Origin of the sequence: cyanobacterium endosymbiont of Rhopalodia gibberula, assembly GCF_003574135.1 — a bacterium.
In the GTDB taxonomy this organism is placed as follows: domain Bacteria; phylum Cyanobacteriota; class Cyanobacteriia; order Cyanobacteriales; family Microcystaceae; genus Rippkaea.
Window position 1 is genome coordinate 1,661,274 of the sequence record NZ_AP018341.1, and the last position, 21,160, is coordinate 1,682,433.

Sequence of the window (21,160 nt, forward strand, 5' to 3'; positions counted from 1 at the left end):
AGGACTACCCATTCTATATCAACTCAACTCCTAAAGTGGTTTTCAGCTTATTTAATATAATGAACAGCTATCGTATTTTTCATGAAAATAAAAAATAGCTATTTTCAGCCAAAAATATTTTTTTTTCTACAAAAAAATAAAAAATACTGTATTACTTGAACTTACTGTCATTTAATCCTCCCTGGCGTTCACTCGAGACACCCGTTCTCATAAGAGTAAATTCTTATTTTGCGCTGCAGATTTCCCTGTCTTAGGTTTGACAGATGGTATAAATACCATCGATCTTTACCATAACTTAATCACCAACTTTGAAATCTCGTAGCAACTTAACAATTTAATATTTAGTAATATCTCTAGTTTCGACAGACTGAAGCACAATGGCAGCATTCACCCATCAATGTTCGAATCCAATCCATTTATAATTAATGAACAATTTGGTGGGATAGATTATACTAAATATAAAAGTCGTTAGAAGCGACTTCCTCTTGGGTCACAATTTTCGTGTTAACCTCAAAAACTTCTTGGAGATGGACGACTGCGCCGAGGTCGATCAACCTTCTTATAATTTCTTAAATAATCTCACGTCAGAAAGCTTGTCTCCCTGTCTAAAACGATTCTGACACTCTTAGGGTCAAACATTTAGCCGCCCCCGCTTTGAAAAATTCTGTTAAACAGGAGTCATCAGACAGTTTTTGCAGGTGTTCACATCTCTATGAAGGGCGATTTGAGTAATCATCAAAAGCAAGAGGAATAATAAAGCAAATGACCACCAGTGAGAGAACAAAAACAGGTGTCTAGATGGTAAAGTCTCTGGTCAATCAAGTGTAGAGGGAGAACTTCTGTATTAAACCATTCGGTGATATAAGGGTGTGAATCGAGTTCAGATTAAAAACTGTATCTTGTCCCTTCAAATTGAAAGTTGCTAGATCTTTGATAGTTTGATAGAGATTCTGCCACTGTTCCACCACACAATCACGGTTTGATTTGTGAATATTCCCTTCCATCCATAGATTAATAACATAATCTACGTCATAAAGATCCGAAGAGCACATGAGAAAACGAATCAAATCAATCATATATAAATACTTCTCAAAGGGTAATCAGTGAATAAAAGACCGCAATAATTTGATGTCTTTATTGACTAGTCTATAGTTGTGACCAGGATTGTGTTTTGACTCCTCAGAAAAAACTTTACTATATTCCTTAGTTATTTTAGAGAACAAGTTTTCTTCTACCTTATTGAGTTATTTTTCTCTAGTCTATCTCTAGTTATTTAGGGTATATAACTCATAGGTTTGTTACTTATTTAAGAGATAATTTAACTTCTTAAATAGATGTTAACAATAACATGCCTAATTTCTTGAATAAACTGTAGTAGTATTTTAAAATATCTTCTTCGAAATTGTTAGATTCTTATAATATTGCCGGTTTGTTTATTTATTCTTCTGTTATAACAGTTATCCATATCATTAACTAATTGATTTTTCTTCTTTCGATAGTTGTATTGTTATTTCTTTTATTTCTACTTTTATCATATTTATAGTTACAGTTCTGTATCTTAATACAAGAATCTTAACTTAAGATAAATCAAGTGTATATCCAAGTCAATTTTTTCAAATTTTCTATCCGATTAGTTCTCATCTACTAGACTGAAGTAGTATCAAAAGTATATGTAATAAATTTTTTAATAAAGTGCTATCTAAATAAATTACTTCTCTGAAAGATAATTAAAAATCAAGTAAGTTATTGATACTTTAGTATATTATATTTAATATACTAATTAATATTGTTTTTGTTTTCTATAAAAATTAGATTTTAGTGGTATTAATACCTATTAAATTTTATGTTAGTAAAAAATTATGTCAGGTGACCTGTGAACATTATAACTTTTTATATCGCTCATATATGAGTAGCTTATTTACGATTTAATAAATTTTATTAAAATAGGTGTTCAGGATCACTCATGGGTTTACAAAAAAAAATATAGTATGCCATTATATAAATAATATTTTATTGTGTTCAACTTTAAGTTTTTACTATAAAAAGGTATAATTAAACATCTTAAATTCATAAAATTGAAAGAAAGTATAGATTCAGTATTGCACAATTTTTAATAAAACTATCTATATAGTAACAGAATACATATTGATACCCTTAAAGATATCACCCTTAAGGGTATTGATCAAAATATAAAGAATTAAATTGCAGGAGAACAACTGAATGTTAGAAAGTTATCACAAACACAAGGAAGAACGCGCAAAACTCAAAATTCCTCCTTTACCCTTAACGGCAAAACAAACTTCGCAACTATGTAAACTTTTAAAAAATCCTCCCGCAGAACTCAGAGAAGAACTTTTAATGTTACTACGAGATAGAATTTCCCCTGGTGTAGATGAAGCGGCTTATGTTAAAGCAGGATTTTTAACAGGAGTAGCTAAGGGTGAGATAAACTGTCCTATAATCTCCCCTCAAGGAGCAGTGAACTTATTAGGAACCATGATGGGGGGCTATAATATACAATCATTGGTTGGACTGCTTAAATCTCCCGACAGCAACTTAGCATCAGCAGCAGTCACCGCATTAAGTGGAACCATCTTAGTCTTCGATGCGTTTAATGAAGTCTTAGAATTATCGAAAACTAACTACTACGCTAAACAGGTCATCGATGCTTGGTCTAATGCTTCCTGGTTTATCAAAAAACCTAAAGTCCCTGAAGTCATTATCGTCACTGTCTTTAAAGTTTGTGGAGAAACCAACACCGATGACCTTTCTCCAGCTCCCCATGCAACTACAAGATCGGACATTCCTTTACACGCTTTAACTATGCTAGAATCTCTTTTCCCAGAGGGAATAGAGACTATTGCTAGACTCAAAGATAAAGGCTATCCCATTGCTTACGTAGGGGATATTGTTGGAACCGGTTCCTCCCGCAAGTCTGCTATTAATTCTGTTTTATGGCACATTGGGAATGATATTCCCTTTGTTCCCAACAAACGTTCAGGAGGATACATTATTGGCGGAAAAATTTCCCCCATTTTCTTCAATACGGCTGAAGACTCTGGTGCATTTCCTATCGAATGCGATGTCAGCGAAATGGAAACTGGAGACCTTATCATTATCCATCCCTACAAAGGGGAAATTACTAACGAAGCAGAAAAAGTTATTGCAACCTTTATCCCTAAACCCGAAACCATCTTAGACGAAGTACGCGCAGGGGGACGCATCCCCTTACTTATTGGGCGCGCGTTAACCGACAAAACTCGTCATGCATTAGGACTTGAACCTAATACTATTTTTATGCGTCCTATCCCTTCTATCGAAGACGGGGGAATACCTGGATTTACTCTAGCACAAAAAATGGTTGGTAAAGCTTGCGGTTTACCCGGGGTTCGTCCAGGGGATGCTTGCGAACCCATGATGACGACTGTAGGTTCTCAAGATACCACAGGGCCCATGACTCGTGATGAATTAAAAGAGTTAGCCTGTCTAGGGTTCAATGCAGACTTAACTCTACAAAGTTTTTGTCACACTGCCGCGTATCCCAAACCTGTCGATGTCAAAATTCATAAAGAGTTGCCGGACTTCTTCTCAACCCGTGGGGGGGTTGCGTTGCATCCTGGGGATGGTATCATCCACTCTTGGTTAAACCGAATGTTATTACCCGATACCGTCGGGACTGGGGGTGACTCCCATACTCGCTTCCCCTTGGGTATATCTTTCCCAGCAGGTTCAGGGTTAGTTGCATTTGCAGCAGCATTAGGAGTGATGCCTTTGGATATGCCAGAATCCGTGTTGGTTAAATTTACTGGAGAATTACAACCTGGGGTAACTTTACGGGATATTGTTAATGCTATTCCTTGGGTAGCTATACAAGAAGGTAAATTAACCGTTGATAAAGAGAAAAAAATTAATGTTTTCAACGGTCGTATCATGGAGATAGAAGGTTTACCGGATTTAAAGGTTGAACAAGCATTTGAATTAACAGATGCTACGGCAGAAAGGTCTTGTGCAGGATCTACTATTAAGTTAGGAAAAGAGACTATTGCTGAATATTTACAGTCCAATGTTGCTCTAATTAAAAATATGGTTGTGCGAGGTTATCAAGACTCTAAAACTTTGGTGCGTCGTGCGGAAAAAATGGAACAATGGTTGAAAGAGCCTATATTGCTGGAAGCAGATGAAAATGCTGAATATGCAGATACTATTGAAGTTAATTTAAGTGAGATCAAAGAACCTATTGTTGCTGCACCAAATAACCCAGATAATGTTAAACTGGTGTCCGAATGTTCAGGGGAAAAAGTCAATGAAGTATTCATCGGTTCTTGTATGACGAATATTGGACATTATCGCGCTGCTGCTAGAATTTTAGAAGGACAAAAAATAGGAGAAGATAGCGGTTTGCACGTACGTTTATGGATTTGTCCCCCAACTCGAATGGATGAAAAACAGCTCCGGGAAGAAGGTGTTTATGATATTTTTGCAGCTGTTGGTGCGCGGATAGAAGTACCTGGATGTTCTCTCTGTATGGGAAATCAAGCACGTGTAGAAGATAATACAACGGTATTTTCTACTTCTACCCGCAACTTTAATAACCGTATGGGGAAAGGGGCTCAAGTTTACCTTGGTTCTGCAGAATTGGCTGCGGTGTGTGCCTTGTTAGGAAAAATCCCAACAGTTGAGGAATACATGTCCATTTTTACAGAAAAAATTAAGCCCTTTTCTAGTCAATTATATTGTTATTTAAATTTCAATAAAATTGAAGGTTTTCAAGATGAAGGACAGGTTATTTCGTTAGAATAAATGCCAAAAATTGAAGATATTTTAGGGATTAAAAAAGGAGCTTCAAGTTAGAACAATAGGGAGGGTAATGTCCGCAGTTTGACAAAAATGGGGGAGACACAGACAAGTAGTAAATCTATGCCAGGAGCAGCATTTATTAAGGTTAGGTGCTATGAATATAAAATCCAATCTTGATCTTGACCCAAGTATTTTGTTATCTAGATTATTTATATCAAAGATTTGAATGGCATTGTCATTATGCTCCTTAATTGACAGCATTAAAAAAAAAGATGATGTTCTCGTTTAAGATAAGGTGATGTTATGACTATTGTAATGACTTTTTATAGGTCAGAATATCGAAATTTTAAATGGCTTTAAATATTACAGATGCTTCCCCATCGTAAAAAGTATTTCCCAGTCTAGTCGACTATAATCGTCATTTTATTCAACCAGGTTAAAGTTTAATGTAAAATTTATGCCAACTAATATCTTTATTACTTTTGAGTTTGTTTGTCTGAATTTTTTTAGTATAAATTGATGGTTTATTTGATTTTTAAGTGATTTTTAATATAGCATTGTTTATTGACGTCTAACTATTAAGGTATTGCAGTTGAATTATTAAAATAAGCTATACCTAAAGACTATTTTTTAGCCTTTCACGATCTTGAAACTCGTAAATGTACTGAATTTACGGTCAGATAGTGTGCCTTTTACGTCTCTTAAACAACTAGATCAATATACTTAATTAAGTTTATGAGTATTTGTCCCAACGATCACCTATCGATGAAGATTGATAGTTTAGTGGTATAAGATTGCCCTTAAGACAGTAATTTTTGGACGATGAAGTATCAGTATAAATGAAATTAACTCAAAAAACTGTAATTATCACAGAAACTTAGTCATGAGTTAGATTAGACACAATTAAAGCTCTCACTTAGAAGTGGAATTGCCACGTTGTCATAGCTTATCGCAATTTTAAAAAAAATCTGCAAAGTAGCTCAGGAACTAGGAATCCCTCAAGACAACTACACCGTCTTGGCCTATTTAATCTAGAAAGCTTGGAGAGTGTTCGACAGTTTGCAGAAACTTTTTGGGACATTAGGAAATCTTTAGACGCTCTATTGTGCAATGCAGCCATTTATATGTCATTGCTCAAATAACTTTTGGGATTACCTGAAGGCTATGAGTTAACTATGATTACCAACTATTTGGGATATTTTCTTCTATATAACTTGATGTTAGACTATCTCAAATACTTACCATCTTCGAACCCCAGACTGGTTATGTTAGGAACCTTTACCCAAAATCCGGATGAACTAGGTGAAAAAATTCTACTATGACCAGATTTAGGAGAGCTTCAAGGGTTTATAGAAGGCTTTAAAAACCTCTATTTCATGATTGATAGAAAAGCTTTTGAACTAGAGAAAACTTATAAAGACAGTAAAATATATAATGCTATGAGTATACGAGAACTACATTGACGGTATTATGAGTTGACTGGCATTACTTCTAGTTCCCTTTATCCTGGATTTGTGGTTACTACCGCTCTTTTCCGTAACTATCATCGCCTGTTTCAGAAACAAATCCCTTTGTTCCAAACATGTATCACTAAGGGATTTGTTTCTGAAGAATTAGTAGGAGAACAAGTAGCCGAAGTCATCACTGCTCGTGAGTATAATCAATCGAGAGCTTATTAGAGTTTTGGAAATAGACAAAAGAAGGATAGCCAGTCTTTTGTCCAAAAGATTTCTCTCCAAGCTAGGGATAATAAAAATGCCGAGCGTTTGTGAGATTCTAGTGTAAAGTCAGTAGGACTTACTTAATTTTCGATAGGGATAGTCCTCGGTTAGCTATATTAGCTAGCCTCTAAGTCTCATTAGTCATCTAACGAGATTTCAATCGATCATGGTAATGGCTGAAAATTTTCTATAGAGGTCTCTGGTCTAACTCGACGATTTTGTGGAGAATAATAAGCAATGGCAAACATCGGTAAGGTAAGTGTTAACAAAGCGATCGTGGTTCCTATAATATAAGCCCACCTGTGAGCCGGAGGCTCTACAACCTTCCCTGACGGGGTACTATATTCCATAAAAATGGCTAATTGACCTGAACTCAATAAATTGTTATCAATGAGGTTTTAATGATAACCTCGTTACTCTCATTGTAATAATTTTTTCTTGACAAGTGTTTAGTGTTGTTAATTCTTAATTAAATTTCAGTGAAATCTATAAAAAAACGATACTAAAGGACGGACAGTCATCCTAAGCAATCGGAGACTAATAATTGATTTTATCTTTTATTATTTAATAAGTAATGAAACCTGTAATGTGTATGTAACTAGTTTGACAGTTAATTTTCTAATATGCGATAGTCCTAATTATTTTTTTTAATAGGCTTTAAGGGGCTTTTGAAGAAAATAAATGGAGAAATGTTTCAAAGTAGAAAAAGAACCATAGGTCAACTAACGTCAATGGTAATTGCCAATCAGCAACTTTTAACTGCCCTGTAGAAAGCATGGGAAGGTGAACGAGGTCAGATTTAAACAGAGGACAAGGTATGTTTGTGCAGTAACAGTAGGTAAAAATAAGGGGTAAACCCCAAAATATTAACCATAGTTTTAATCTAAAATAGACACATCTGCCGCCGATGTACCCAGAATCTCTAATAAACTAGGTTGGACATCAATCGGTCCATTGCCTTCATGTTTAATAGAACCCAATGGTTGAATTAGAGTTGATTGTCCGTGCCGTTTTTACTAGCTTTTCCCAAAAGTGTTTAATGTCTTTGCCTGCCTTCATGTGCCATCAAGCTTTTATTTTTCCTGGCACACATCCAAAGAAATTTTTGACTCCCAAGGTTAGGGTAAACTGCAGGTTGGCTCTAACTTTTAGAAGATTAATGAGCACATCAAGGCTTTCCTCCCACATCTTTGACCAACTCAACCATATAATGAACTACTTCAGGGTCGTTATATATATCCCTTAGTGAGGCTGCTGTTAAAAGGTTAGGTTTTAGTAGGATGTGCTTACCTGGTTCAACAAAGCTTGCTATGTCCCTCAAAGACTCTAATAATTTTTATGAGGACATTTATAAATTAGGCAGATCATTAAGATTTGGTATAAATTAGATTGACAGTAGATATTACATTGTTTTAAACATTGGGTACGATTCATTATCGAGGAAATACTCATTTATATTCGTTGAAGCAGCAATGTTGGGAAAAACAATTCAGAGCATGTTTAACCCAAACCAGAAGTGGAGCTTATGCTCTGGGCAATGATTTTGCTGTACGGTTTTTTACCGACTCGCAAAGGAGAAATCACACGAATTAGTTTCTCCCAACTCTACTCCAATAGGAGTCTTTCATCAGTCTCGCAGTGGAGTACGCTGAGTTTTTTAAAGTACAGTTGGACAGGGTTAAGTTCTGTAGTATATTATTTTTCATCTAAACTATATCTGATTATAAACAACTGCGGTTAATTGTTGGCTTTTAAGTTTACTTCAGGCAACAATTACGGTGGACTTATTCCCGGATTAAGATTAGATTTAATTGCAAAATTGTTTGGAGACCGAGAAATTCTTATTAATAGAACTTTTTTAAAAACCCTATCAACAAGAATTTTAAACAATCACTTTTTATCAACAGGATAAAAAGTAAAAGTTAGTAAAAATTGTTAATTATCGTTGTAGGTTAGCTTAAATTCTCGAGAATAACAACCGTGTTTTAAACCTCTTATAATCCACATAAATAATTATATTTTATAGTAGTTGAAGTCTAAATTAGGACATATTGAAAAGTTAACGTTTAACCTCTATCATACCGGCGATAGCTGATAACAAAAACCATCCCAACAGATTGACCCGAACATCAAAAAGAGTAACATCAAATAAATTGAATAAAATACAACTGCAAAAACTTATTAAATAAGTAAACAGTAGTAAATGTTCTCGACGTTTTTCTTGCTTATTAGACCATTGAACTAAATTTCTTACCCCTTGAAATATCACATTTCCCACAATGCCACAAAAAAGTAAAGTTCCAGGGATGCCAATTTCAGCAAACAACATTAAAAATAAGTTATGAGGATGTCCCATCCACACATTCATTTCAGTTTGGTAGACTGGTGTAAAATTCCTTAGTCCCCATCCTAACAAAGGCTGTTCTAATATCATCTCTCTAGCGACTCTCCATTGGGTAGTCCGTAAAGCAGTGACGTAGCGATCATCATATAATTCATCCGTCAATCTTGTCCAAAAATAAGCAGGAATCAGTTCACGCATAGTTCCCTGTCCCCAAGGAGCCCAGGCAGCCCAAACAACCATCCCAACGGCGATAACCGTTAGGTAAATGACCCAATACCGACGTAAATAAACAGCAAAGGCCATCACCCCTAACAAGGCTAATCCCCAGACACTGCGAGAATTGGTGAAAATTAGTCCCAGCCCATCCCCTACCACCGCAAGACTGAGAATAGTTAGTTTCCCAATCATCTCCCCTTTGTGTTTCTCTTGCCGGTGACGATAGATATCAATCCATAACCCTATGGCTAACAAAAAAGAAATTAGAAGGTAAATGGCCAGTGTATTAGCATACATTAAAAAAGAAGACATTCGGCCATCAGGGTTACCATAAGCCAGTAAATTAATCCCAATACTCCTAAAAAGAAGGGGGCTTTCCCAACCCCATCCTAGTTGCATAAAACCTAACCCACTCAGAAGAATAGACGTTAAAACCACCCACCAAGCAAACTGATACAATCGATATAAATTAGCAAAAAAAATGGGGAAAGCGGCCAATAAAAGAATTCCTGGCAAAAAATTAGGCAATCCTTGTAAGGCAAGAATAGGTTGAAAAGCAAAAAATGTTGTAATAACAAGCCAAAGACTGAATACCCCTAAGCTCCAGGTAAACCGCTCAGAAATAATTTGGTGAAACCGTTGCTGCCACAGGCTAAACAAGGCAATCACTAAACCTACACCCCCAATAGTGGCAGAAAAGGGGAATAAAAAGACCCCAAACTTGAGGAAATTCTCTACCCATTGAAGATCATTAGATCTTGACCGGGGACTCGACAACAAAGACTTCACAATATCAATTAAATAGTTGACAATATTTAGAATATAAACTATAAATATTGACTATTTTTTACTTATTTAAGTCGTTTCCCAACATTCGGTACGAGTAAGGCGAATCTGAGCTAAGGCAAAAATGACTGGGATAATGCGACCGTAATTAGTAGCAATCGCTCGCCATCCTAAATCAGCCAACAACCAACCCCATAACACCGGACCAACAAAAGCAAAAACTCCACGAAACGTCCCATAACGGGCGGCTGTCGTCACCATTCCTTGTCTAGCGGTGTTAAGCACAATTTGATTGGCTGCCACTGCCCCACCCCCAACTACAGCTTGTTTGGCAACTTGATAGCGAGAAAAATGGAGAATAAATTGTTGAGCAATATGTTTAAGTAGCCAGGGCTTAACGAAAGAGTTTATGGCGATCACGCCGCTGCTTTTTAACAAAAAACTAAGACGATTGTTTTGAAAGTCAGCATGGCAGGGTTCGCCCCGGTTAGAGTTAGCCAATGATAGCTCTATTTCTTTAATCAGGGTCTTTTGTTCGCAAAGAGGAAGTTTTTTCCAAGCCTTACTGACCAAATAAAGAAAAATGTCTGCTTCAATATCGGTGGTAGTCATCTGGTTAGAATAAGGAATTTTTAAATACTGGCAAACACGAATAAGAATTTGACGGTAGCTAACTTGATTACTCTTTTTTCGTAGGACCGTGATGCCATCAGCTCCCAGATAGCGAAATCGTTTCTCTACCGCATCTATCCAACTTCCCCAGTCTTGGCTTTCTACTTCAATAGGGTCAGGAGTTTGCCAATAATCGAGGGGATTAAATTTACGACAAAAAAGAATTTGGGTTAAATGACGTAGATCGTCTTCTGTCGCCAATTCTAGCACTATTCGCAGTTCATCCAATGTTGGGACCTCCATCAAGGGATTTTAAGATTTACCTGATCTTATCGATTTTTAGATTTACTGTGAGTTAGTATATATCACAAGTAGTAAGACAGACTGATATACCAAGCAACTTTCCAAAAGTTGCCTCAACCATCTAGGTCTTCTAGAGTTAAGTCTATAACCTATGACTGTAAACTGAATATTTGTATGTCATCAGGTACAGGTAAGAGAGAAGTTGACTTACAAACTTCACAGGGTGAGCAATAGGTAACTATATCGTGGAATTATGTATTTCTCTCTAGGGTAAATAAGCTGTTAATTGCTTTTCTCCTTTGCAGTCAAAACGTGCTTCATAATAAAGAATTTGTTCCCGTCTTCCACCTACTAATTGCAAGACTAATTACCTTCGGAAAGGTCCGACGCCGCAACCGAATAAAATTGGTTCTAATAAAACAGAATTAACAAAATTATATGAGTCATCTCTTCGTTCAAAACTTATATACTGAATGGTATAATTAACAGTTTGGGGTGGCATCCATATCCACTAATAAAAACTCTAAGGGACAATATTTAAATGTTCCCGGACCTTTATTTCTACCCCAGTAATATTTTGCTTAGAAATAACTCTCTCCACAATGGTTTGATGAAAATGGAACCTTTCTTCTTATACCACCGGATTTAATGTCGAGATGAACATCCCGAAATGCATCATGTCCTCTGTTTTAATGCTTATACGTCCATGAATATGAGTTAATTAACAAATCATCTTTGTAGGGAATTTGTGGTAATCGAGTTGTCATGGATAAGTTATAGTTACCACAACGCATCTAAGGACAATCTAAAAACGTATTTCTCTTTGTTCTTATAAAATTATCTCTTTCCAGTGAGTTAGTCTCAGTCCTTTCTAGATTATTCTATCTACATAGTCTTAATACTAATTGGTAGGTTAGTTGTTTAAGTAGTTTATCAATTAATCAGGATTTCTATCATCCCCTTTATTTCAAAATCTTATTCCTTAGATTTATAAATTATTTGTTTGATTTATTATCTTTATTAAATACATTTTTTATATGAAAAATGTATTTTTACAGAAAATACACTCTGTTTAAGTGTTAATTTTTGAGATATTATTAAAAATAAATGTCATTTTGAGACTTAAGTAAATGAAGATTTAGAGAGGACTAATATTTTCTAGACATCGTTTTTATCTAGATTATTTCCCTATTATTAGAAATTGATTTTTACAGGATATTTACTATTATATTTATTTCATTGTAAGTAAGTACATCCAGTATAAATCTAAAAAAGATAAATTATATTTAATTACTATATTAAGGTATACATAGTTAGATTTTTAATGCTTCAATTTTTTAAAAAATAATTATATTAAGCAGGATTTTTTTAGTAGCTATAGCTATAAAATATGTGTTTTTAAGTATATATACAGTAATCTTATAATTTTGTATTATATGCTATTTTCCTACTATCGTATTTGATTTTTTACTTTTATTTAGTCAAGTTACGTATATGTACTGAATCATACTCGAGAATTATTACTGTATTTCTTCCCTTATTATCTTATATTATTTTTAGGTTTATTTAAAAAAAATATAAGTTTTTACTACATCTTAATAAGACAGAATTTAAATTATTATTTAATTCTAGTTAAACTACTAAATTTGGTTGATTTACTTGTTTAAATCTTTGTATTTTTCATTAGTCTACTGTTTTTGAAGAAAAAATTATAGTATTTTTACTTTTTATTGCTTTGCATTTAAACATAAATATTATGATATTATTCTAATTTTAGAGAGTATTCTTGGATGGTTATAATTTAATTTTTATAGTTATTATTTCTTTAGTTATACTAATTTCTAGATAAAATTATATCTAGAAATTAGTTTATTAAAAGCTATATTTATATGTTTGAAATTATTTGAGTTTACCTACTTAACTAACCATTTATTTTACTTATTTTAAAATAATTAGAGCTTAAAATAGACTACTTTTAAAATAAATCTAAGTATACTTTTAGGGTAAAAAAATTAGTGCAGTAGTTAAAAACCACACTAATTTAAGAAAACTTAACAAATAATATAAAGAAAATAAATTAGAAATAGAGAAAATAGAATAGTTTTTTAAAAAAATTTATTAATTTAATTTTTATTGAAATGGTATATTATCACTTAAGACTAAGTTAAGAAGCTTCAACAATTTTTTCGATTCAAGAGGAAGATTTGAGACTACAATAGCCAAGGTGAGATAGAGACGGTGGCTTAACTCTAGGAAGTAATATTTATGGGTGAATCAGAGAAAATACCAGTCGGGATTATTGGAGCTTCAGGGTACGGTGGTATACAACTGGTGCGGATATTACTAGAACATCCAAATATAGATATTGTCTATCTTGGAGGAAGTAGAAGTGCAGGAAAACCCTATTGGGATCTCTACCCCCATTTAGTACATCGCTTTGATCTGACTATCGAACCTATCGATATAGATGTGGTAGCTTCCCGTTGTGAAGTAGTATTTTTGGGACTTCCAAATGGACTGGCTTGCGAACTAGTCCCCAAATTACTGGTAAAAGGCTGTAAAGTCCTCGATTTGTCCGCAGACTATCGTTTTCGTAATTTGGACACCTACACTGCCTGGTACAACAAGGACCGCACTGATCACGAAACCGCAATTCAATCTGTCTATGGGCTTCCTGAATTGTACCAAGAAGAAATTAAATCTACTTCTTTGGTTGGATGTCCTGGATGTTACCCTACAGCCAGTTTGATGGCTTTATCTCCCCTCCTCAAACAAGGCTTAATTCTTCCTGAAACCGCTATTATTGACGCTAAGTCAGGAACATCGGGGGGGGGACGTCAAGCTAAAACTCATCTCTTACTCGCAGAAGCACAGGGGTCATTCATGGCTTACGAAGTAGCTAAACATCGCCACACACCAGAGATTGAACAAATTTGTTCCGATTTAGCTGGGCATGAAGTTCGGGTTCAGTTTACTCCCCATTTACTCCCCATGGTCCGAGGTATTCTAGCAACGGTTTATGCATCTCTGCGAGATCCTGGGCTAGTTAGAGATGATATTCTAACCATTTATAGTGCATTTTACCGTTCTTTCCCCTTCGTAAAAATTCTACCTCACGGTATTTATCCTCAAACCAAATGGGCCTGGGGAACTAATCTTTGTTACATTGGAGTTGAAACAGATCCCCATACTGATCGTGTCATCGTTATGTCTGCTATTGATAACCTAGTCAAGGGTCAAGCAGGACAGGCGGTGCAATGTTTGAACCTAATGATGGGTTGGGATCAGACCTTAGGACTACCTCAATTGTGTTTTTATCCCTAATAAGAAACAGGCGATGGCAACAATTTTAGTTTTCTATTGACCTTGACAATGTCGATTCGTGCTCCAGATGAGGAATTTTTGAGGAATCGTTGATGGACTTGATTCTTTACAGGATTTAGGTTTTATTGTCTTAATGTTTTAATCCTATTTTTCAGTTTGCTAGTAATTATCGTTATCACACCTATGATTACTATACAGTTGATCTCCTTTTAGGCAGAAATGAAGCTTTTGAAAAATTGTATAAAAGAAGCCTATAAGCTTAACTTTGAAGTTATTTAAGATGTTTTTTATTCTTAGCATTGTATTTTTCTGAGCTATATAGTCAATTCATAGTGGAGCGTCCAATTAATATGAATGAGAGTAAATTTTGGCCTCTGCGTGGGAGCACTATACTCCAAACAATAGAGACACATTAAAATCATAGAGAGATTCCACAGTGTCTTAGCGTCGAGATGAAAATATGGTCAGGGCTTGAGATAAAGCTATAGAAACTGGAACACAATGAGTCTAACTAACGTCTGGAAATAGGCTAAAAAATCAAAGGACGAACCTCGAGTTTGGGACAGTTAGGATATGTATCCATAGACCGCGCTAGATAGTCGAAAACGCGGAAAAACCAGAAAAGGGTAAAAGAGTTTTTCTAGTAGTTAAAGAGCTATATATTCACAGTTGATCAATAGTTTGCAATTTTAACTGTGAAGACGTTTAAACAAAAGTAGATAAAAGGCAATTTCTTATTTAAAAAGGACCGGTAGAGCAGCAAGGGAGCCTGTGCTGTTACCTCAGGTAGCTTGTCGGGAGTTATATCAAGAATCAAATCGTGATTTGAACCATTGTTGAACTAAACCAAATTTTTGAGAATTTCTCTGCTGACGCAGTTGGTATTTTTCGTAAGCGCCATTAAGACGAGCTGTAACATAATGAGCTAGGGGATGTTGAGTTCGATCAGGATGCCAAAGACGAATTAAACCCTTATAAGTTTGCTCAACCTGCAACGAAGTGGGGAAAGGATGAAGGTCTAAAACTTTCCACCAAGGAGATGACTCATCAAAGAGTGCACGGTTAAGGGGAAGTGGGTGTTCACTCACAATAGGTTGCAACCGTCCCCAAGGTGTTCCATAAAACACTTGATAAATAGTTTTGAGGTTATTTAACCCTAGACGTTGGGTAGCTTGATGATGCCATTTCCGAAATCTGTCGATAGTTTCTTGGTTCCAAAAAGACTGATCCTTTTTGGCTAAAGATTCTAGGATCAACTTTAGAGTTCTTTGAGGTTCAGGCAAATTCCATAACCATAATAATTCTGGTACAACTTGAGTGGCGAGAGGAAAATTTTTCCACTCCCAATAATTAACACCAGGTTTTGCTAATCTTTGGCGGTAAAAAATATACCACCCTTTTTCCCATAGACATGCTAAAGGAGTCATAAGAGGGCTAGCTAAAGAATAAGCTTGTCCACGCAGAGAACTTTGGGGAGCATCTTCTAATAGACACGCTAAAGGAGTCATAAGAGGGCTAGCTAAAGAATAAGCTTGTCCACGCAGAGAACTTTGGGGAGCATCTTCTAATAGACACGCTAAAGGAGTCATAAGAGGGCTAGCTAAAGAATAAGCTTGTCCACGCAGAGAACTTTGGGGAGCATCTTCTAATAGACACGCTAAAGGAGTCATAAGAGGGCTAGCTAAAGGATAAGCTTGTCCACGCAGAGAACTTTGGGGAGCATCTTCCAATAAACAAGTTAGTCGTCTAAATTGGCCCTCAAGACCTTTGTTTGAAGACTTAGACGAAGATAATAGCCAACAAATACCACAGAAAATAATGGTAAAGAGCAACAAGTTCTGGAGTAAATCTCCGACAAACGTTAAAAAATTCATGATTCAGATAATCAATAATATTCAACGCTCGCAAAAAAAGACGAGCAGGAAATATTCTTAACTTTATATCATATTTGACCTTGAAAAATCACCCAAAATTTGGTCAACAAAGATTACGAAATATTAACTGTAAACCAAATTGTTATCTCCATTCTTGGCGATAATTACTAATGTCAATTTTTTTTAAAAATAATAGAAATACTAATATCTCTTATTGAGAAGACTACAGTCAAAGTCATATCGATATCTATCGTAATAGATCTAAAGCCAGTAGAAGCTAAAGTTATAAAGTTCGTTTTCGTAGATGTCTGATTTATTTTTTATCAAAGATCGGCAGGTTAAATTATTTAAGAAATTGAGGCTGGTCCCCTGTTATTTATTGACTTTTCTAGTTTATCTTCTAACAAGATAAACTAGAAAAGTCAATAAATTGTTATCGTAACTGAGGATATGGATGACGGAGAAACAATGATCGGACAAAACGAGCCTTCAACAAGGGTATCTACAAGCAGGGGGAAGACTCCGGACTATGATGTCATTGTGATTGGCTCAGGAATTGGAGGGTTAGTCACTGCCACTCAGTTAGCAGCCAGGGGAGCAAAAGTCCTAGTATTAGAACGGTATTTAATTCCTGGAGGAAGTGCGGGATATTTTGAACGGGAAGGATATCGTTTTGATGTGGGTGCGTCTATGATTTTTGGGTTTGGTAGCGAAGGAACGACCAACTTACTCACTCGTGCCCTAGAAGCCGTTGACGTTGGTTTGGAAACAATTGAAGATCTTGTACAGATTCATTATCATTTGCCTCAAGGATTAGACCTAAAAGTTCATCGAGACTATGAGAAATTTTTAGAAGAATTAATCACTAAATTTCCGCAAGAAAGAACAGGAATTCGCCGTTTTTACGATGAATGTTGGAAAGTATTTAATTGTCTTAATTCTATGGAGTTACTTTCCTTAGAAGAACCTCGTTACTTAACACGGGTCTTTTTCCAAAATCCTAGGGCCTGTTTGGAGTTGATTAAATATTTACCGCAAAATGTGGGAGAAATTGCCAGACGCTACATCAGTGATCTCCAACTATTAAAATTCATTGATATAGAATGTTACTGCTGGTCAGTGGTTCGGTCTGATCTCACCCCGATGATCAATGCGGGGATGGTATTTTCTGACCGTCATTATGGAGGAATTAATTATCCTAAAGGGGGAGTAGGACAAATTGCCCAGAAATTAGTGGAAGGACTTGAAAAAGTGAGGGGAAAAATTCAGTATAAGGCTAGAGTTACCAAAATTTTGCTAGAAAAGAAGAAAGCGGTGGGCGTAGAATTAGCCAGCGGTCAACAATATTTTGCTAAGCATATTGTTTCTAATGCCACTCGCTGGGATACTTTTGAAAAATTATTGCCCTCCAAAGTAATGCCGACTAGGGAAAAACGATGGAGGAATCGTTATCAAAAATCCCCCAGTTTTCTCAGTTTACATTTAGGAGTTAAAGCTGATTTGTTGCCTCCTCAAACCGAATGTCATCACATTTTGTTGGAAAATTGGGATAAGATGGAAGCTGAACAGGGAACGATTTTTGTTTCTATTCCTACGCTTCTTGATCCGAGTTTAGCTCCTCGTGATCGTCATATTATCCACATATTTACCCCAAGCTGGATTAAAGGATGGCAAGGACTTTCTGCTAGAGAATACCAAAAACAAAAAAAAAGAGCTACTAATGACTTAATTGAAAGGTTAGAGGCAATTTTTCCAGGTTTAAACCAAGCTTTAGACCATAAAGAAGTGGGAACTCCCCGTACTCATCGACGGTTTTTAGGACGAGATGACGGAACCTATGGACCCATTCCAAAGCGGAAATTAGCAGGGTTGTGGGGGATGCCTTTTAACCAAACTACAATTACTGGACTTTATTGTGTGGGAGACAGCACTTTTCCCGGACAAGGGTTAAATGCAGTTGCCTTCTCAGGGTTTGCTTGCAGCCATCTTATCTCCGTTGATCTAGGTTTATAACATTTTTCCTGGAAAACTATTCTATAACGTATTTAGTTATTTATTGTCATGATTGAAGTCTAAACACAATTGAATATAACCAAAAATTTCTTAGTGCCCTAGACATTCAATCAAAATAAGTGGAGCAAAAAACTATTTTAAGTCATCAGTGAATGGTTAATAGCCAACAGCGACCCATTAATAATAACTGTTTACTACAGATTGTTCATTCAATTCCTAGACACAAAGTACTATTAAAGTGCCATATTCTAGAAAATTAGATAATTTATAACAATACATTATTCATGCTATTCAAACTATTGTTGATTAAAAGGTGACACCATCAAGTACTGGTACCATTGTTACTAAGATATATAATTAGCAACTATTTTGAATTTATTAGCCGGACAGCTAGGTATATGTTTCAAGTTTCTCAGTAAATCCTGTCATGGTTGATATTTCAACCTGGAATCGACAGACCAATCCGAACCACTCAAAGTGAGGACAATTATTAGTTTATCTAAAACCATCAATGATATTTGATCATACAATTCTACTAAAATTTTGAAATAATCATTTCTAGAAAAGAAAAGACATTTAATAAAAAAATTAATGTGATTGCAATTTAACAAAAAAAATCTCTATTTGATTGGATAGGAATTGTTTATTATTTTAGTTATTTAAAATAATCTATCACCAGTAATTTATCTTTAAAAGATAATCCTACTAATTACTCTTTAGTAGAAACATCTATAGTTCTTAAGATAAAAATCTATACTTAAATTTTAGTGGATAATCACTCGTAGACAACTTTTAGAAAACAACAACGAATCAATAATGTTGATTAGTTGTTGTTAGAAATAACAACCTAAACTAAGTAAAAGAACAAATCTACACTTAAAACATAAAATTTTGATGTCAGAAAAATTAACGTTTTATCTTCACCTTAGCTAATCCTAAGATTTTAATTAAAGAAATGACAGGTAAATCACAAAAAACAAAGACAAATATCAATTTTTGAATTTAGAAGTTAGCTTTAATCAGCTACTATCGGGGAGTTAAACTACTCATTTTACTTTTTTGAAGTCTACAAAAGATGTTAATTTAATGAAAAAATATTCGACATATATAGTATTTTTGAGAACTTTAACTACTTCTGTATCCCTAAAAAAAATATAAAAAAGCTATATGAAAACCTCTCAAGCTATTGTCAACTTACGTGATTTTAGTCGATGTTTTCATCATAATGTAAGCCATTATTTTGATGGGCAAATTTTGACATACTCTCTTGAACCTTTTTAAGGATAAAAATTGGGGATTTGCACGGCGATTATGGCGATTATTAATATTAGCTTAGTTTTAGCTTTCTCCAAAAAAGAGTATTATTACTTAATAACATAATTAAAATAACTCATAAATTAATAGGTAATTTTGAATACGGTATAATTGTTGTAGGATTAAGTCATTACTTAATAACTATCTTCAATTTTTATGTTTACCCAGAGAGTATTGTCTAAATCGCCACGTTGGCAACGATCTAAACTTTCTCCTATGATGCGTCAATGGGAGATTTTTGGGGTTAGTTTTAAATTTTTTTTAGGGTTAAGATGGGATAAACTAATTCGGAATAATTCCTCTAAACGTAGACACAAACGTGCAAAATGGTTGGTGAAAAACTTGTTAGAATTAGGTCCAACATTTATTAAAATCGGCCAATCCCTTTCTACCCGTGTTGATCTTATTCCCTTTGAATATATTCAGGAATTGAGTCAATTACAAGATCGGGTTCCTCATTTTAATTCCAATGAGGCAATCAACACAATAGAAACTGAACTGGGCAAGTCAATTGATGAGTTATTTAAGGACTTTGATTCAATCCCCCTGGCCTCAGCAAGTTTAGGACAAGTTCATCGCGCTAAATTATATACAGGACAAGAAGTTGTTGTTAAAGTTCAACGGACTGGATTAGAAAAAATTTTTAATTTAGATTTTGAAATTCTACATCGTTTAATTCGTTTACTTAATCGCTATCTTTCTAATTTTAGACAATATCAGCTTGAAGAAATTTACAAAGAGTTTTTTGAGCTTTTATTTCAAGAAATAGATTATATCCGTGAAGGTAAAAATGCCGAGCGGTTTCAAAAAAACTTCAAACGCTACTCACAAATTAAAGTTCCTAAAGTTTATTGGAAATATACTACTAAAAAAATCTTAGTACTAGAATATCTTCCGGGAATTAAAGTAGATGATCGTACCACTTTAAAGAATAATGGAATTAATTTAGATAGTATTATTCAACTAGGAATTTGTTCTTATCTCAAACAATTATTAATTGATGGCTTTTTTCAATCCGATCCCCATCCTGGAAATATGGCTGTAAGTAAAAGAGGGGAGTTAATTTTTTATGATTTTGGTTCTATGGCAGAAGTTAAATTGATGGCCAAAGAACAAATGGTTCAAGCATTTTTTGCTGTCTTGAAAAGAGATACAGATAAAGTAGTTGAAACTTTAGTCTATATGGGGTTAATTGAACCTTTGAAAGATATGAGTTCTATCAAACGGATTGTTGGATTTATATTGGAAAATTTTCGAGATAAACCGGTAGATGTTAAAGCATTTGAAGTGATTAGCGATGAAGTATATTTAATGTTCAAAAAACAACCCTTCCGTTTGCCGCCTCAGATGACGTTTATTATTAAATCTTTAACTACCCTCGATGGTATTGCTCGTGTACTAGATCCTCAATATAACTTGTTAGCAGCAAGCAAACCTTTTGTTAAAAGTATTGCCTTAAGTAATGGACAAGGAATAATTATTAATGCCACAGCTCAACAAGCAAAAGACTTTATCAAAAAAACCTGGCAAAATCCGAATTCAACTAATCGATTAATGCAAAAACTAGTCCAAAGAGTTGATCAAGGAGAACTGCAATTTCAGATTAGTTCTCTAGAAAATAAAAGAAACCTTAAACTTATTAGTTTAGGAATTAAATGCCTGATTTATACTTGTTTAACAGGATTTACTTTGTTATCAACTTTTATATTAGTCATCACCACATATATTAAATTTGCTGTAATTGGTTTCGGATTATCAGGGTTATTTGGTTTATTTTTTTTGCGTTCCATGGTTGCTTTAATGAATCAGGAAAAAATCAACAATTCTATTGATAAAAAAAGTTAGCTCATCAACTT

General features: G+C 34.7%; 11 protein-coding genes and 1 pseudogene. 5 read left to right on the forward strand and 7 right to left on the reverse strand.

Annotation, left to right across the window (positions count from 1 at the left end):
• Positions 1–719 precede the first annotated feature (719 nt).
• Positions 720–1,076 (reverse strand): annotated as a pseudogene (locus tag RGRSB_RS05335) (bifunctional arginine dihydrolase/ornithine cyclodeaminase); the annotation flags it as partial.
• Positions 1,077–2,220: 1,144 nt separating this feature from the next.
• On the opposite strand from RGRSB_RS05335, the gene acnB reads away from it, so the two are divergent.
• Together acnB and RGRSB_RS11100 are read left to right on the forward strand one after the other, a co-directional pair.
• A complete protein-coding gene (gene acnB / locus RGRSB_RS05340; RefSeq protein WP_119260158.1) occupies positions 2,221–4,800 on the forward strand; it encodes a bifunctional aconitate hydratase 2/2-methylisocitrate dehydratase in 2,580 nt (859 codons plus the stop codon).
• A 1,472-nt stretch (positions 4,801–6,272) separates the two neighbouring features.
• A complete protein-coding gene (locus RGRSB_RS11100) occupies positions 6,273–6,476 on the forward strand; it encodes a hypothetical protein (protein ID WP_420822984.1) in 204 nt (67 codons plus the stop codon).
• A gap of 206 nt (positions 6,477–6,682) precedes the next feature.
• Here RGRSB_RS11100 and RGRSB_RS05350 read toward each other — a convergent pair whose 3' ends face one another.
• From RGRSB_RS05350 to RGRSB_RS05365, 5 genes are all read right to left on the reverse strand, one after another.
• Entirely contained in the window at positions 6,683–6,895 is a 213-nt protein-coding gene (locus tag RGRSB_RS05350; RefSeq protein WP_338063314.1) for a TLTLP motif-containing protein, read from the reverse strand.
• A 688-nt stretch (positions 6,896–7,583) separates the two neighbouring features.
• Complete coding sequence (locus RGRSB_RS10525) at positions 7,584–7,706, reverse strand: DUF362 domain-containing protein (protein ID WP_232014468.1); 123 nt, start codon at positions 7,704–7,706, stop codon at positions 7,584–7,586.
• Complete coding sequence (locus RGRSB_RS10530; protein ID WP_232014622.1) at positions 7,687–7,839, reverse strand: hypothetical protein; 153 nt, start codon at positions 7,837–7,839, stop codon at positions 7,687–7,689. Before RGRSB_RS10530 ends, RGRSB_RS10525 begins: the two co-directional genes overlap by 20 nt.
• Positions 7,840–8,577: 738 nt before the next feature.
• The gene (locus RGRSB_RS05360) at positions 8,578–9,867 is read right to left on the reverse strand and encodes an O-antigen ligase family protein (protein ID WP_232014469.1); all 1,290 of its coding nucleotides are present in this window, start codon (positions 9,865–9,867) and stop codon (positions 8,578–8,580) included.
• 66 nt (positions 9,868–9,933) lie between these two features.
• Positions 9,934–10,764, reverse strand: coding sequence for a YaaW family protein (locus RGRSB_RS05365; RefSeq protein ID WP_119260975.1), 831 nt, complete (start codon positions 10,762–10,764; stop codon positions 9,934–9,936).
• A gap of 2,280 nt (positions 10,765–13,044) precedes the next feature.
• On the opposite strand from RGRSB_RS05365, the gene argC reads away from it, so the two are divergent.
• Entirely contained in the window at positions 13,045–14,103 is a 1,059-nt protein-coding gene (argC, locus tag RGRSB_RS05370) for an N-acetyl-gamma-glutamyl-phosphate reductase (protein ID WP_119260159.1), read from the forward strand.
• Between the two features lie 806 nt (positions 14,104–14,909).
• On the opposite strand, the gene RGRSB_RS05375 is transcribed toward argC, so the two are convergent.
• A complete protein-coding gene (locus RGRSB_RS05375) occupies positions 14,910–15,977 on the reverse strand; it encodes a J domain-containing protein (RefSeq protein ID WP_119260160.1) in 1,068 nt (355 codons plus the stop codon).
• A 468-nt stretch (positions 15,978–16,445) separates the two neighbouring features.
• On the opposite strand from RGRSB_RS05375, the gene crtH reads away from it, so the two are divergent.
• Both crtH and RGRSB_RS05385 read left to right on the forward strand, forming a co-directional pair.
• Positions 16,446–17,990: a carotenoid isomerase gene (gene crtH / locus RGRSB_RS05380; RefSeq protein WP_119260976.1), complete on the forward strand. Its 1,545-nt coding sequence runs from the start codon at positions 16,446–16,448 to the stop codon at positions 17,988–17,990.
• 1,470 nt (positions 17,991–19,460) lie between these two features.
• Positions 19,461–21,149: an ABC1 kinase family protein gene (locus RGRSB_RS05385; protein WP_119260161.1), complete on the forward strand. Its 1,689-nt coding sequence runs from the start codon at positions 19,461–19,463 to the stop codon at positions 21,147–21,149.
• The last annotated feature ends 11 nt before the right edge of the window (positions 21,150–21,160 follow it).

Bases quoted from the DNA above. Each gene is read 5' to 3' on its own strand.
- acnB (WP_119260158.1), top strand. From the start codon at position 2,221: ATGTTAGAAAGTTATCACAAACACAAGGAAGAACGCGCAAAACTCAAA.
- RGRSB_RS10525 (WP_232014468.1), bottom strand. From the start codon at position 7,706: ATGTGGGAGGAAAGCCTTGATGTGCTCATTAATCTTCTAAAAGTTAGA.
- argC (WP_119260159.1), top strand. From the start codon at position 13,045: ATGGGTGAATCAGAGAAAATACCAGTCGGGATTATTGGAGCTTCAGGG.
- RGRSB_RS05375 (WP_119260160.1), bottom strand. From the start codon at position 15,977: ATGAATTTTTTAACGTTTGTCGGAGATTTACTCCAGAACTTGTTGCTC.
- crtH (WP_119260976.1), top strand. From the start codon at position 16,446: ATGATCGGACAAAACGAGCCTTCAACAAGGGTATCTACAAGCAGGGGG.
- RGRSB_RS05385 (WP_119260161.1), top strand. From the start codon at position 19,461: ATGTTTACCCAGAGAGTATTGTCTAAATCGCCACGTTGGCAACGATCT.